A 14,495-nucleotide genomic window follows, 5' to 3' on the forward strand; every position below is an offset into this window, starting at 1 on the left:
AATCATCCTCTATAACACGATTTTATTTTTAGCCATTTAATTCATCCCGGTTTTTATTTCAGGTTATGAATATCGACGACGGAATACATGCGTTAAGTCACAATTTTATCATTACATCTTGTATGGTAGTAGACAATCAATGAAAAGGAAGCTTACCCTCAACGCCATTATGTTCCCGTCATACACCGGCCCCGGCTTAACGCTGGGGATGCGTAGTAAAAGCGACATCGTGTACGGAGTTTTTATGTCACTGATAAACAATAGCTTTATGATAACCAACGCGCCAGGTCAGCGGCTGTATTCTGAGATAGCAAAAGCGTTACCGATTATTGATTACCACTGTCATCTTGATGCCAGAGCCATTTGGGAAAATAAACCGTTCACGGATATTACTCAGCTCTGGCTGGAGGGCGATCATTACAAATGGCGGGCAATGCGGGCGAATGGAATATCTGAACAAAAAATTACCGGCAATGCTTCCGCCGAAGAAAAATTTGCAGCCTGGGCGCAAACTGTCGAAGCCAGTTTTGGCAATCCCCTTTATCACTGGACCCACCTTGAGCTGAAACATTATTTTGCGATCGACGAAACGCTTAATAGTAAAAACTGGCGCGATATTATGGCACGGTGTAATGCGCAATTACGCCACGACGACTTTTTACCCCAGGCGCTCATCCGCCGTTCAAACGTTGAAGCGCTGTGCACGACCGACGGGCCGCTCGACGACCTGGAATACCATCGGCTGCTGGCAGCAAAAAGCGATTTTTCCCCTCGCGTTTTGCCAACATTTCGTCCTGATGAGCTGTTCGACGCCTGCCCCGATCGCTTCCTGACGTTCGTCTCCCGACTGGCGCAGAAAACCCAGCGGGCGATAACCTCGCTGGATCGGTTCCTGGCCGCTCTCGAAGCGCGTGTTGATTTTTTCCACAGCACGGGCTGTCGCGTATCGGACCACGGTCCGCTGGCGATCCGGTTTTGCCCGCTTGATGAGGCCGGGCAGGCCGCGCTGTTTCAGCGTCGGCTGGCAGGAGAGACGCTGGATGAGCATGCCCTTCAGGCCTGGGAAAGTATGATTTTTGTCGCGCTGGCCAAAATGTACAAACAGCGCGACTGGGCCATGCAGATTCACTTTGGCGCCATTCGTAACAACAACGCGACCATGTTCAACAAGGTCGGCATCAACTGCGGCTTTGACTCGATTGGCGATCAAACTCACCTTGCGCAGAGTCTGAACGCGTTGCTTAACGCCATGGTGGAGAATGACGGTCTACCGAAAACCATTCTTTATAACCTCAATGCCAGCTATAACGACGTGGTCGCCTCGACTCTCGCCAACTTCCAGAGCGGCGAGGATGGCATGAAATCACCGCTGCAGTTCGGCTCCGGATGGTGGTTTAACGATACCCGACGCGGCATGGTTAACCAGCTCAATACACTGGCCGATCAGGGGCTGCTGGCCAACTTTATCGGCATGCTGACTGATTCGCGCAGCTTTGTCTCCTACACCCGACATGATTATTTCCGCCGGATCCTCTGCGACCTGGTTGGTGGTTGGGTAGAGAAAGGTGAAGTGCCGGAAGATCGCGCCATCCTCGACGCCATGATCCGCGGTATTTGCGTGGACAACGCCCGTCGTTATTTTCGTTTTTGACCCGTCAGATACAGGGATAAACTATGACTCGTAAGAACAGAAAAGTGACCATCCCCGTCAGTATCGGCTACGGTCTGACGGATATTATGGGCGGCGGCGCATTTACCGTCATTGGCGCATGGCTGCTTTTCTTCTATACCACGTTTGTCGGCCTGTCGCCGATTGAAGCGGCGTCGATTGTCGCGATCGCGCGTATCGTGGATGCTATTGTCAGCCTGTTTATGGGCAGCTTCACGGACCATTTCTATAAAAACTATTTGGGTAAGAAATTTGGCCGGCGGCGCTTTTTCCTGTTGATCGGCGCACCGCTCATGCTGGTTTACACCCTGCTGTGGCTAAACGGCATGAACTACTGGTTCTATCTCGCGGTGTATCTGGCTTTTGAGATCATTGCCGCCATGGTATTGATCCCGTGGGAAACGCTGCCCTCCGAGATGACCAAAGATTTTAATGGCCGCACCAAGCTTTCCACATGCCGGATGTTCCTCTCGGCATCCGGGACCTTTCTCGCCACCTTTATCCCCGGTCTGCTGATTGGCGCACTGGGTGAAAATAATGCCGACGCCTATCTGGTTAACGGCGTGGTGTTTGCCGTGATGTTCATGGTCTGCGTCTTTATCTCGTGGAAAGTGACCTGGGAACGCGAGCTGACGCCGGAAATGCTGGCGGAAATGGAAAAAGAGCGCAAGTCCACCACGGCGGCCGAGAAGTTTGTCGCCTTTGGCAACCTGTTTAAGGAGTATGCCTCTACTCTGAAGGTGCGGGCGTTCCGTAAGCACCTGGCGATTTATCTCTTTTCCTTTACGGCGAAGGACGTCTACAACACCGTGTTCGTCTTTTTCTGCGTCTACTGCCTGAACGTCTCGTCCTCTCTGGCGGGCACGCTGCTGTCGATGAGTATCGTCGGGCTGCCGGTTACGCTGGCGGCGGGCGTAGCGATCATTAAGTATGGTCCCTCTCGCCTCTATGTCTTCGCCTATAGCCTGATGCTGCTGTGCCTCGGCGGGTTCTTCCTGGTGTATCAGTTCCCGACCGACAACAAGGTGATGCTGCTGGTAATCATCGCCGGTATCTATCAGGTTGGCCGCTGCGTGCTGGAATTTACGCCGTGGAACGTCTTCCCGTTTATTCCCGATATTGACGAAATGATTACCCGCCAGCGCCGTGAAGGCCTGTTTGCCGCGGTGATGACGTTCTCGCGTAAAACGACGGTCGCCATCGCTACCTTTGCCGTGGGCCTGCTGTTGCAAAGCGGCGGTTTCGTGAAAGGGAGCCTGACTCAGCCTCAGGAAGCGATTAATACCATCGCGACGCTGCTGTTTGCCGGCACCGCCGTGCTGCTGCTGATTGCTCTGTGGCAGGCGCTGACCTTCCATCTGAACAAACGTACGCACAAGATTTTTGTCGATGAGATTGAGCGCCTGAAGGCGAACGGTCTTCAGCAGGACGTCACGCCTGAAGCGCGCCATGTGGTTGAAGACCTGACGGGTTATCGCTATGACACGCTCTGGCGCGATACCCCGCCCGAGCGAGCAAAGGCGGGCGAACCCACCTCGGTACTGAACTGACAGATACCGCCGGCAGCGGCATCATGCCCGCTGCCGCGTGGTTGCCCTGCCCGGCTGACCCGATTAAGGTCAGCCGAACCATCGCCGTCTCTTATCCGCCAGACATGCTCCTGATTTGATCATTCGACGACGACAGACGCGTAAGCCGCGCAAGTGAAGCCGGAGCAGTGCAAAGAGGTGGATTTAAGGCACATTCTCGCGATGGGGCAAGCGGATTACTTCACCATCTTCTGCGTTTTCTCGACATCCTTCAGTCCGCCTTCGTTGACGGCATTCTTATAGCCCATACTTTGCAGCATTTTTTCAGCTTTGCCGGACTGGTTCCCCGTATTGCAGTACAGGTGCAGCGTGTCATTCTTATCTTTTGCCACTTCGCCGATGCGCGCATCCAGCTGTTTCAGGGGAATATTCACCGCTCCTTCTACATGCGTTTCCTGAAACTGGTCTGGAGTGCGGACATCAATCCAGTGCTCAGCCGCCCACAGTGAGGTGGACGCCATCAGCATGGCGCCGGTCAAGATCGTTTTTTTCATTACCCGGGTCAGATTAAACATGACGATAGTTCTCCTTATTTGTTTTTCCTGGTCACCAGGAATGATACTAGCGAAGGCATCCCGGGCAATCTTTGACCTGATCAGGAAAATGGGCAGAAAGCGGATACTCGATGATATGCGCGCAAAGGCAACACGGCAGGCAAACTGGCGCTCTCCGTTAAAATTACTATGCTTAAAGACAGCGTCACCTGTTTCAACGTTGATTTTTATAGGGAGTATGTATGGGGTTCTGGAGAATTGTTTTAACGATTATTTTGCCGCCACTTGGCGTATTACTGGGTAAAGGATTCGGCTGGGCATTTATTCTGAATATTGTACTGACCTTGCTGGGTTATATCCCCGGCCTGATTCACGCATTCTGGGTGCAAACGCGCGATTAACCAATATCATCATGACGGCGCAACGGCGCCGTTTATTTTTTCAGGTATTTTTCATCTGAATCTTATTTTATTTTTACGCGATTACCTGCCGCTACCGAATGGCGAATGGATTTTAATTCGGCAAACTGAATGCAACAAAAAACCCGCACAGGGCGGGTTCATTTTATTATCAGCGGAGCTTATCTGCTCAGGCTATCGCCTTCATCGCTATTGTAAACGTCGCTGATAATGAGCGCGGCTTACAGCGGAGTGACGTTGCCGGCTGCCGGGCCTTTCGCGCCATTTTCAATGGTGAAAGAGACCTGCTGGCCTTCATCAAGGGTCTTGAAGTTGTCACTCTGGATAGCAGAGAAATGTACGAATACATCTTTGCTGCCGTCGTTCGGAGTGATAAAGCCAAAACCTTTATCTGCGTTAAACCATTTTACTAAACCAGTCATTTTATTAGACATAGATACTTCCTTAATTAATGAGCCACTAAGCGCGGCGATGATGGCCTGTATTTAGAGTTACTTATTTGGCACTTAGGAGGAGGCTCATGAAGAAGGGTATCTGTGGATAGCTCTTGAACTGAGGACTGCTTTACTAAAACTGCTTTCATAAGGTCTGTGTTCCAAACCGATGACGTTATTAAGACATAGAGAAATTATTATAGCAAGGTTTATGTTTTTTATTTTGACCGCTTAAACACCCGGATGGCCATATGTCTGTAAAAGGTAGCCGCTATCAACAATCGCTATCTCAATTTCGCACAAGAGTAATGCGTCCGGTATTTCACGAATTCGTTTTCGTTTTTTGCACTCATGAAGCATCTCTGTGCCGCGGGCATAGATATCGAGAGAAAACAGGAACCAATGAGCAAATGAACCGGCGCTACACGCAGGCCGGACTGGCTAAACATGGATAAAAACCGGCTGAACGGACAGGCGTGAGGCCGACTTAAATGGCGGTGGAAACAGGAATGTGCCCTTCTCCCCGCTCACGCTATCTATCCTGCCGGTGATCACCGCCAGCCGGTAGCCGGATCGACTGCCTTGCGCAGGGGCATCCGCTCCTGCCCTCACACGCGGATTATTCACCCTTTTACACGAATCCGTTTCTTTCTGTCGATCGGGTTGCCCTGCCGATCGAAGTAGCGACTCGGCCATATTTCCGCAGGATCGATACCCAGCGCCTGCGCGATTAAAAACTCCCCCTTAGGCCAGGGACGAGACAGCGTGTTGGCTAACGTTGACGAGCTTAGCCCCGCCTGGCGGGAGACCGCCGCCAGAGACAGGTTGCGCTTTTTTAATTGCGCAATGATATCAGCCGGATGCATATCAGTTCTGTTCATCTCATTCATTCCTTTGCGTTAGTGAAGCCGTTCATATTATCGCCACAACACTAAGTAATACTTAGTACATTTTCAACTAACAGCTACCAGAATCGTGATTCTGTTTCCAGTCTTTCAGGATCATCATGCTGCCGCACCGTCTAAAAGAAGCGCGCCTCAGAACGGGACTCTCCCAACAAAAGCTGGGTATCCTCGCGGGTATTGATGAGGCGACGGCGAGCGCGCGGATGAACCAGTATGAACGCGGCATCCACACCCCTGACTTCGCGCTGGCCTGTCGGCTGGCAGACGTGCTGAAGATCCCGGCCTGTTATTTCTATACCGTTGAAGACGATCTGGCGGAAGTGGTCGCCGGCTGGTATCAGCGCTGAGCGTCAGGCGAGTTTATCCGGATCACACTTTTTAACCCGGGCTATTCCCTGATAAAAAACAGGTGTTATCATTCACCCCGTAAATACCTATCTACTCAACCCGAGGCTTTGATGCTGGAGAATGTCATCATCGGATAATCAGTTCCCCGACCTTTTCAGGCCGGACTGATTATCAATGCGCCGAAATCGAATGCGGACACCGCTGTGTGTTTGCACGTTTTGCACATGATGATTAAACAGGTTTTCCAGTATGAATTTATCCCGTCAGGAACAACGTACCTTACACGTTCTCGCCAAAGGTGGACGTATTGCGCACGTCCGCGATGCATCTGGCCGCGTCACTTCCGTGGAATGCTACAGCCGAGAAGGGCTTCTGCTCGCCGACTGCACGCTCGCCGTCTTCAAAAAACTCAAAACCAAAAAACTGATCAAATCCGTCAACGGCCAACCCTATCGCATTAATACCACCGGGCTGAACAACGTTCGCGCCCAGCTCGATAACCGCTAAGGAGAGCATGATGGACATCAGCACCCTTATTTTCGCCCCCCGGCACATCCAGCTGTCAGCGGAAGAAAGCTGTTTGCTCTGCTGGCTGAAAAAGCAAAAACCTCACAGGAACACCCTCTTCATACTCAACGCTATATAAGGAATTTAACATTGGATATCCCACGTATTTTTACGATTAGCGAAAGCGAGCACCGCATTCATAATCCGTTCACCCCGGAAAAGTACGCCACGTTGGGTCGCGTGTTACGCATGAAGCCGGACACCAGCATCCTTGACCTCGGCAGCGGCTCGGGGGAGATGCTCTGCACCTGGGCCCGCGATTATGCCGTGACCGGCACCGGCATCGATATGAGCCCGCTGTTCACCGCGCAGGCCAGGCGGCGCGCGGAAGAGCTCGGCGTCAGCAGTAAGGTTCATTTCATTCATGACGATGCCGCAGGGTATGTTGCAGAAGAGAAATACGATGTGGCCGCCTGCGTCGGCGCGACATGGATTGCCGGTGGGTTTGCCGGGACAGTCGGGCTGCTGGCGCAGAGCCTGAAACCGGGCGGGATCATGCTTATTGGCGAACCCTACTGGCGTCAGCTACCTGCGTCGGAAGAGATAGCCCAGGCCTGCGGAGTCTCCTCGGTGGCTGATTTTCTCCCCCTTCCCGACCTTGTGGCCTCTTTCGACAACCTCGGCTATGACGTGGTGGAAATGGTGCTGGCGGATCAGGAGGGCTGGGACCGCTACGAAGCCGCGAAGTGGCTCACGATGCGCCGCTGGCTGGAGGAAAACCCTGACGATGACATGGCCCCCGAGGTTCGAAATGAGTTGACGACAGCCCCCCAACGTCATGTCACCTGGACCCGGGAATACTTTGGCTGGGGCGTGTTTGCATTAATCGCCCGATGAAATGAAGCTGGCGGTATAGCTCAAACCGGCTATACCGCCATGACCTCCCGCGATGGCGCCCCCTGCGACAGATTGCGCTTTTGCAATTGCGCAATAATCTCCGCTGGGTGCCAGGGTCGTCGCCCACTAAAACTGGCTACCGTGTTCGCGTTTTTCAGTATCGATGCGACACACCAGAAGGATAGCGTCTTAACGAGACATCAGAACCACGCTTCAAACATGCCGCCGACGTTCAGGGAGTCCAGCTGCTCGTCGCGGGTGCCGTTCACCTTCGCGGTATGGTTATTATCGACCTGACCGCCGGTGACGTAGAAGCGCAGCATCGGACGGAACTCCGGCCCCATCCCGATGGCGATGTTCTGCGACAGCGTCAGCTTCCAGCCGTGGTTATCCCCGCCCTGATCGTAATCAACGCGCTGGTAGCCCGCCTCCAGCCAGGTGGAGTGCACATCGTTCCAGAAGTACATCGGACGGACGATGGCGCCGTAGTTCTTGCGGTTGTCGGTGTTGTCCTTGCTGTTGTCATAGTCATGGAAGGCCAACAGGTATTCGACCTGCGCCTGCCGGGTGAACTTATAATTACCTTCGAAGCTGGCGTAGACGGTGGTCAACCCGTCCGTTTTGTTGTAAACGCTGTTATCGGCGTTATCGGAATAGCGCAGGATAACTTTGTTCACGCCGCTGTCGTCGCTGTTGGCGTGGCTCAACAGCAGGCCGCCCTGCCAGGCATCAATCTGCGCGTCGTTGTCCACCGCTTTGGAGTCAAAGCCGTAGTTGGCGTAGACCTCGACATCGATGGGGCCGGCCTTAATGTTGTGGGTTTTGGTGGTCAGCGCATAGTGACCGTCGTCGCCGGTCCCGGAGCCGCCGGTACAGGTGATGCGCGACGGGTTAGACTCATCGGCCATGACTTCCGGACTACAGGACTCGACCTGCGAAACCGCGGCGACATCGAACTGAACGCCGCCGATATCGAAGTTTTTCACCCCGGCCCCTGGCCGTCGTGGTTCATCCAGAAGTAGTCGTTGATCCCCTGCTGTGGACGCTGGTGGAAGTCACGACCGGCCCAGATATAGGCGCCGGGATTGGATGCCAGCACGTTGGTGACGCCAACGTAGGCCTTCTTGAGGTTAACTTCGTCGCTCCAGTGGTCGAACATCACGTTGATATCCCAGATGGCGCCCTGGCTGCTCTTAAAGGCTTTGGTAATCTGGAACTCGCCGCCGTTGCCTTCGTTACCCAGACGACCAATCGCCGAGGCGCCGTTATAGGAGCCATCGACGCCAACGAACTTCTGATCGCCGCTCTGGAACTGGGCGCCGTAGCGGGCGTAGCCGCTAAACTTCAGACCGAACGGAATCGCCATATCCGGCGAAGCGGCGGTGGTTTGCGGGTTGGTCATGACGTCCACTTTCTTATTGGCGGCGGCATCAATTTTAGTCTGACGATCCGCCAGCGCCTTATCGACGGCTTTCGCCACAATGGCGTCAATTTGTTCCTGAGTAAATTCTTGGGCCATAACAGAGGAAAAAGGGCAAAGCGCGGCGATAACCGCCATCGTTAATGGAAGTTTTTTTATCATGTTCATGTCTATCTCAATATAGTTTAATTGTATTCAGATAATAACAATCCCATTCTGGGTGACAGAATATGTCGCTATCATAAGAACAATATCATTGTTATTTTTACGGTCGCAGAGGCTTTACGCTATTATCGTGATAATGTCTCCATGAGTGATATTTGCTGATGCGTGCTGATGCAGATGAATCATATCTTCGGATAATTCACCAACCAGCATTATCGATGATTGCCATTACAGCGGTCTTTGGCCCTCCTTCTCGGTTTGTCGTAGACAACAGGTGCTGCCCCGGCAGAGGTTGTCGGCAAAGGCAGGTTTCATCAATGGTTCTCTTTAACTTTATTCCCCGCAATTTCTGTGGCCCGAGGATTCTCTGTATTTTTTTGCTCTTCGGTAGTGCTGAGAGTGTATTTATCAGTACGCAGAAGTCGTCTATATATCAGTACCGCATCGGGTTCACAGCGAATGCGCCGAAATAAACTCCAGTCATGATAAATAACACCGGCAATAAATGCCCCCGCAGGGGCATGCAAGCAGGATTCAGTCGAAGAGATACGCGTTAACCAGGTTTTCGAGTAATTCCTGATGTCCGCTTTGATGCTGAGGATTAAGGTTATGCTGTTCAGCGTAGCGAGCAGTTTGCGCCAGCGACATTTTCCCTTGCAGAATTTGCTGACCCACTTCATCGCTCCAGCCGGCATAGCGTTTTGCAACACGTTGCTCCAGCTGGCCGTCTTCAATCATGCGAGCGGCCTTTTTGAGTGCCAGCGCCATCACATCCATCGCGCCAATATGGCCATGGAACAGGTCATATTTATCGGTGCTTTGGCGACGGACTTTGGCATCAAAGTTCAGGCCACCGGTGGTAAAGCCGCCGGCTTTAAGGATCTCGTACATGACCAGCGTGTTTTCTTCTACGCTGTTCGGGAACTGATCCGTATCCCAGCCGAGCTGGGCATCACCGCGGTTGGCATCAACGGAGCCGAAAATATCCAGGGCAATGGCGCTGGCGATTTCATGGTGGAACGAGTGCCCGGCAAGCGTTGCGTGGTTGGCCTCAATGTTCACCTTGATCTCTTTTTCCAGGCCAAATTGCTTGAGGAAGCCATAGACCGTCGCGACATCGTAATCATATTGATGCTTCGTGGGTTCCTGCGGTTTAGGTTCGATAAGCAGCGTGCCACGGAAACCCGTTTTGTGTTTGTGCTCAACCACCATCTGCAGGAAGCGGCCAATTTGCTCGCGCTCCTGGCGCAAATCCGTATTCAGCAGGGATTCGTAGCCTTCGCGACCGCCCCAGAGCACATAGTTTTCGCCGCCCAACTGGTGGGTGGCATTCATGGCGGCAACGACCTGGGCTGCCGCCCTGGCAAAGACGTCCGGATCGGGGTTGGTTGCCGCTCCGGCGGCGTAGCGCGGGTTGGTAAAACAGTTAGCAGTCCCCCACAGCAATTTCACCCCGCTTTCCTGCTGTTTTTGCGCCAGCACTTCGGTCATTCTGGCGAAGTTATTCAGATATTCTTTTAACGATGCGCCTTCTGGCGAGACGTCCACATCGTGGAAGCAGTAATACGGCACGTTGAGCTTATGGAAGAATTCGAAAGCGACGTCAGCTTTACATTTTGCCTGGCTCAGCGCGTCCCCCGCTTGTTGCCAGGGTCGTTCAAAAGAACCGCTGCCAAACATATCGGCGCCATTCCAGCAGAAGTTGTGCCAGTAGCAGGCAGCAAAGCGCAGGTGGTCTGCCATCCTTTTTCCCAGCACGATTTCATCCGGGTTGTAGTGGCGAAAAGCCAGCGGGTTTGCTGTTTTTGGACCTTCAAAACGTATGCGGTCAAGCTGTTCGAAATAAACTGGCATAATGAACTCCGTCATTCAGGAAGCGAGAAATAAATAATTTTGACCTATCCTGTATTTTCCTGGCAGGTGGCTCAATTACGTTATTTCATTCGGCAATTAAGAAAATGCGCAAATGTGAACCATCTCGCAAATAATAACGTCATATATTAAATACATTGATAACCATACTTCCCCTTCCCTTCCCGAGGGTTTCAGGTGACAATCACTAAAATAAAAATCAGCTGTTGCCGGGGGACATTTACCTGCCGCAGATATTGCCTGTCAGCGGCGCGTCAACAGGCGGGATACGCGGCCTCGAGAGAGCCTGAGTTTCGATGATCACAGAAGTAAAAAAACATAATTACTTAATGTAAAATCGTAATGGATTCCCGGAGGTCATCTGTGTCAGAAAGTGTTTCACATTCTCAAAAGAAACCGGAGACTTGATTAGAATGAGCAAAAACATAATGCAAAGTCGGCATGATGAATATCATAAATTAACTCGTGGGGAACGCATTGGTTATGGGATGGGTGATTTTGCGCAAAACCTTGTTTTTGGTACGATAGGCGGTTTTCTTGCTCTTCACATGTTGACGGTAAATACCATCAGCACCGCGACGGCGGGGTTTATATTTCTGTTTGTGCGCATCGTTAATGTTTTCTGGGATCCGATGGTCGGCACCTATGTTGACAAAAGAAGTTCAAGTGCGGGCAAATATCGTCCCTGGCTTTTAAGAGCGGGCATTCCCCTCGTGATTCTTTCCGCGTTGCTTTTTGCGCCTATTCCCGGAATAAGAGGTTCGGTTCCATTTGCGTTTATCATTTATCTGGCGCTGGATTTAGTTTATTCATTGGTGAATATTCCTTATGGTTCGCTTAATGCATCATTGACGAGAGATCCTGAATCGATTGATAAACTGACCAGTACCCGCATGATGCTGGCAAACAGCGCCAACCTGCTTGTTTATACCCTGTTCCCGATGTTTGTGCAGATGGCCTCCCCCAAAGATCGCAGCCTCAAGGATACGGGTTTTTTTGGCCTTCAGCTGAATATGGGTAACTATACCGACCCGTCGGCTAACTATGCGTGGTTTGGCGTTTACTCAATTTATATGTTAATCGGCGCAGCGGCACTTTTCTTCTGCTATAAATTCACCAAAGAGCGAGTGGTTGCGACGGCAGAACAGACGGCTAACGTAAAAGCGACAGATTTATTCCTTGAACTCAAAAATAACCGGCCGCTTGTCATTCTCGGATTCTTTTTCATGTTAGCTTTTACCTTCATGTTTTTCATGAACACGGTAAATGGCTTTTTCAATCAGTTTGTTGTCGGTCATTCTGAATGGATGGGAGCGATTGGTCTTGTCGCCTCAATTCCCGGCATCATCTTCCCTATTTTCTGGTCCAGACTGAAGAAAATCTTCGGTAAAAAAGGCTTCTTCCATCTTTTCCTTGGCATGTTTATTGTGGGTGAATTACTGACCTACGTGTGGTCACGCGAAGGCATGCACGATGCCCTGTGGCTTGCTTACGTCGCAACCTTCATTAAACAATGGGGCTTAACCTCAGCGACTGGCTTCATGTGGGCGCTTGTTCCAGAAGTGATTGCCTATGGCGAATTAAAATCAGGCAAACGCAATGCCGCAATCATTAATGCGATTATGGGACTGTTCTTCAAGATTGGTTTCACGATTGGCGGCGCGATTCCACTTTGGTTACTGGCCGCCTATGGCTTTAGCGAAACCGGCGCGCAACAAAGTGCCAATGCGATCGACGGAATCATTATGACCGCGGTGTGGATGCCCATTGTGTTAGCCGCTATTTCGATGATCATTATTCAACTCTATCCTATCTCAGACAAAAATGTCACCGAGATCAACCGTCAGCTGGATGAGATCCGGGTATAGTTAAAAATTAATAAAAATTCAGAAATATAAATTTGGAAATTTTAAAAAGGTAGAATGATATGTCACTTATCCAAAACCCTGTATTACCCGGATTTAATGCAGACCCCAGTATTATCCGTGTTGGGGACACCTACTATATCGCCAACTCGACATTTGAGTGGTTCCCTGGCGTTCGTTTGCATGAGTCAAAGGACCTGCAACACTGGAATCTGCTCCCCAGTCCCTTGTCGACGACGACCCTTTTAGATATGAAAGGCAATCCTTCATCAGGTGGGATTTGGGCGCCGGCGCTCTCGTATGCCGATGGCCAATTCTGGTTAGTGTATACCGATGTGAAAATCACCGAAGGCGCCTTTAAAGACATGACCAACTATCTGACCACCGCGACCGATATCCGTGGTCCGTGGACAGATCCTGTCAAACTGAATGGCGTCGGTTTTGATGCCTCGCTTTTCCATGACGATGACGGGCGTAAATATATCGTGCAGCAAACCTGGGACCATCGAGAGTACCATCACCCCTTCGATGGCATCACGTTAACTGAGCTTGATACCAGGACACTGAAATTAAAACCGGCAACCGCGCGGACCATCTATCGGGGCACCGCCGTTGCACTCGTCGAGGGGCCACACCTCTACAAACTGAACGGCTATTATTATCTTTTCGCCGCGCAGGGGGGGACCGTCTTTACCCACCAGGAGGTTGTTGCGCGCTCCAAAACCTTAGAGGCCAACAGCTTTGAAACCGAGCCAGGGGAAGTCTTCTTAACGAACGTCGATACCCCGGACAGCTACATCCAGAAACAAGGGCATGGCGCTTTGGTCTCCACTCCGAAAGGTGAGTGGTATTATGCCTCGCTCTGCGCCCGTCCGTGGAATCGTCCAGGTGAGTCGGCCTATGATCCTCGTGGCTGGTCAACTCTGGGCAGAGAAACCGCGATCCAGAAAGTGTATTGGGATGCGGACGGCTGGCCGCGTATCGAAGGGGGCCACGGCGGAAAAACCTTTGTCGAAGGACCAACCGATGCCATTTACACCGAAAGTGCCAAAGACCATAGCCAGTACGATGCGTTTAAAACAGCAACGCTCGATCCTAACTGGAATACGCTGCGGGTTCCGTTCACAGAAAAAATGGGGACCACCGGCGATGGCAAGCTGACGTTAATCGGCCAGGGTTCATTAGCCAATACGCATAATCTGTCGCTTATTGCCCGACGCTGGCAAGCCTTCTATTTTAATGCCCAGGTTAAAGTGAAATTTAATCCGTTCAATTATCAACAGATGGCAGGATTAACGAATTATTACAACGATCGCCACTGGAGCTTTGTGTTCATCACCTGGAATGAGATTAATGGCTCAGTCATTGAGATCGGTGAAAATAATCGTGGGAAATACACGTCATATTTGAAAGATGATGCCATCAAGATCCCCGAAGGGACCGAGTTCGTCTGGTTCCGCAGCAAAGTTCGCAAACAAACGTATAGCTATGAATACAGTTTTGATGGGGTCAATTTCACGGAAATCCCCGTTAAATTAGATGCCGCTATTCTTTCCGACGATTATGTGCTGCAAAGCTATGGCGGGTTCTTTACCGGGGCGTTCGTTGGCCTTGCGGCTGTAGACTACTCAGGTTATGACGCCAGCGCAGAGTTTTACGATTTCCATTATCAGGAGCTGGGCGATGCGTTAATGGCCGATGGTACATATAGCTGGCAAGCCAGCGAATCACGTTTTAATTAAATAATAATGAACCTACGTTATCTTAACGATAACGTAGGTTTTTGATGGTAATCGCTCGCCGCTATATTTCATCCACCCATACTCTGTTATTCCGTACGCTGAACCGATAAAACGCCGACGGCCGGGTTTCTCTTATCCAGCACGAGGGGTCTCTTTTAGCCAGTAGAGC

General features: G+C 51.3%; 11 protein-coding genes and 2 pseudogenes. 8 read left to right on the forward strand and 5 right to left on the reverse strand.

Annotated features, from left to right (window positions below; all coding sequences use genetic code 11):
• The first annotated feature begins 244 nt into the window (after positions 1–244).
• Positions 245–1,651: a glucuronate isomerase gene (gene uxaC / locus OQV00_RS23420; protein WP_032716452.1), complete on the forward strand. Its 1,407-nt coding sequence runs from the start codon at positions 245–247 to the stop codon at positions 1,649–1,651.
• A 23-nt stretch (positions 1,652–1,674) separates the two neighbouring features.
• Entirely contained in the window at positions 1,675–3,219 is a 1,545-nt protein-coding gene (locus OQV00_RS23425) for an MFS transporter (RefSeq protein ID WP_075808921.1), read from the forward strand.
• Between the two features lie 215 nt (positions 3,220–3,434).
• Here the strand turns inward: OQV00_RS23425 and pspE are convergent, their stop codons facing one another.
• Positions 3,435–3,773 (reverse strand): thiosulfate sulfurtransferase PspE, encoded by a 339-nt coding sequence (gene pspE / locus OQV00_RS23430; protein WP_015585264.1) that lies wholly within the window; start codon positions 3,771–3,773, stop codon positions 3,435–3,437.
• Between the two features lie 221 nt (positions 3,774–3,994).
• On the opposite strand from pspE, the gene OQV00_RS23435 reads away from it, so the two are divergent.
• Positions 3,995–4,153 (forward strand): YqaE/Pmp3 family membrane protein, encoded by a 159-nt coding sequence (locus OQV00_RS23435; protein ID WP_015585265.1) that lies wholly within the window; start codon positions 3,995–3,997, stop codon positions 4,151–4,153.
• A gap of 239 nt (positions 4,154–4,392) precedes the next feature.
• Here OQV00_RS23435 and cspE read toward each other — a convergent pair whose 3' ends face one another.
• Positions 4,393–4,605: a transcription antiterminator/RNA stability regulator CspE gene (cspE, locus tag OQV00_RS23440; protein ID WP_007720208.1), complete on the reverse strand. Its 213-nt coding sequence runs from the start codon at positions 4,603–4,605 to the stop codon at positions 4,393–4,395.
• Between the two features lie 623 nt (positions 4,606–5,228).
• Positions 5,229–5,495 carry a helix-turn-helix domain-containing protein gene (locus OQV00_RS23445; protein ID WP_071824652.1) on the reverse strand — a complete coding sequence of 89 codons (267 nt, stop codon included), beginning with the start codon at positions 5,493–5,495 and terminating at the stop codon, positions 5,229–5,231.
• A gap of 116 nt (positions 5,496–5,611) precedes the next feature.
• Here OQV00_RS23445 and OQV00_RS23450 point away from each other — a divergent pair, with 116 nt between their 5' ends.
• The 3 genes and pseudogenes from OQV00_RS23450 to OQV00_RS23460 form a co-directional block, all read left to right on the forward strand.
• Positions 5,612–5,857 carry a helix-turn-helix transcriptional regulator gene (locus OQV00_RS23450; RefSeq protein ID WP_015585267.1) on the forward strand — a complete coding sequence of 82 codons (246 nt, stop codon included), beginning with the start codon at positions 5,612–5,614 and terminating at the stop codon, positions 5,855–5,857.
• 250 nt (positions 5,858–6,107) lie between these two features.
• On the forward strand, positions 6,108–6,365 hold the full coding sequence (locus OQV00_RS23455) for a YjhX family toxin (protein WP_032716428.1): 258 nt from the start codon (positions 6,108–6,110) through the stop codon (positions 6,363–6,365).
• 66 nt (positions 6,366–6,431) lie between these two features.
• Positions 6,432–7,262, forward strand: a pseudogene (locus OQV00_RS23460) (SAM-dependent methyltransferase); the annotation flags it as partial.
• Between the two features lie 200 nt (positions 7,263–7,462).
• On the opposite strand, the pseudogene OQV00_RS23465 reads toward OQV00_RS23460, so the two are convergent.
• A pseudogene (locus OQV00_RS23465) lies at positions 7,463–8,850 on the reverse strand (carbohydrate porin).
• A 531-nt stretch (positions 8,851–9,381) separates the two neighbouring features.
• Entirely contained in the window at positions 9,382–10,701 is a 1,320-nt protein-coding gene (gene xylA / locus OQV00_RS23470; RefSeq protein WP_266279497.1) for a xylose isomerase, read from the reverse strand.
• A 446-nt stretch (positions 10,702–11,147) separates the two neighbouring features.
• On the opposite strand from xylA, the gene OQV00_RS23475 reads away from it, so the two are divergent.
• Together OQV00_RS23475 and OQV00_RS23480 are read left to right on the forward strand one after the other, a co-directional pair.
• Positions 11,148–12,587, forward strand: coding sequence for an MFS transporter (locus OQV00_RS23475; RefSeq protein WP_160873654.1), 1,440 nt, complete (start codon positions 11,148–11,150; stop codon positions 12,585–12,587).
• A gap of 59 nt (positions 12,588–12,646) precedes the next feature.
• On the forward strand, positions 12,647–14,326 hold the full coding sequence (locus OQV00_RS23480; protein ID WP_064357588.1) for a glycoside hydrolase family 43 protein: 1,680 nt from the start codon (positions 12,647–12,649) through the stop codon (positions 14,324–14,326).
• Positions 14,327–14,495 lie beyond the last annotated feature (169 nt).

This window comes from Klebsiella sp. DY2415, assembly GCF_026314315.1.
Taxonomy (GTDB): domain Bacteria; phylum Pseudomonadota; class Gammaproteobacteria; order Enterobacterales; family Enterobacteriaceae; genus Klebsiella; species Klebsiella ornithinolytica.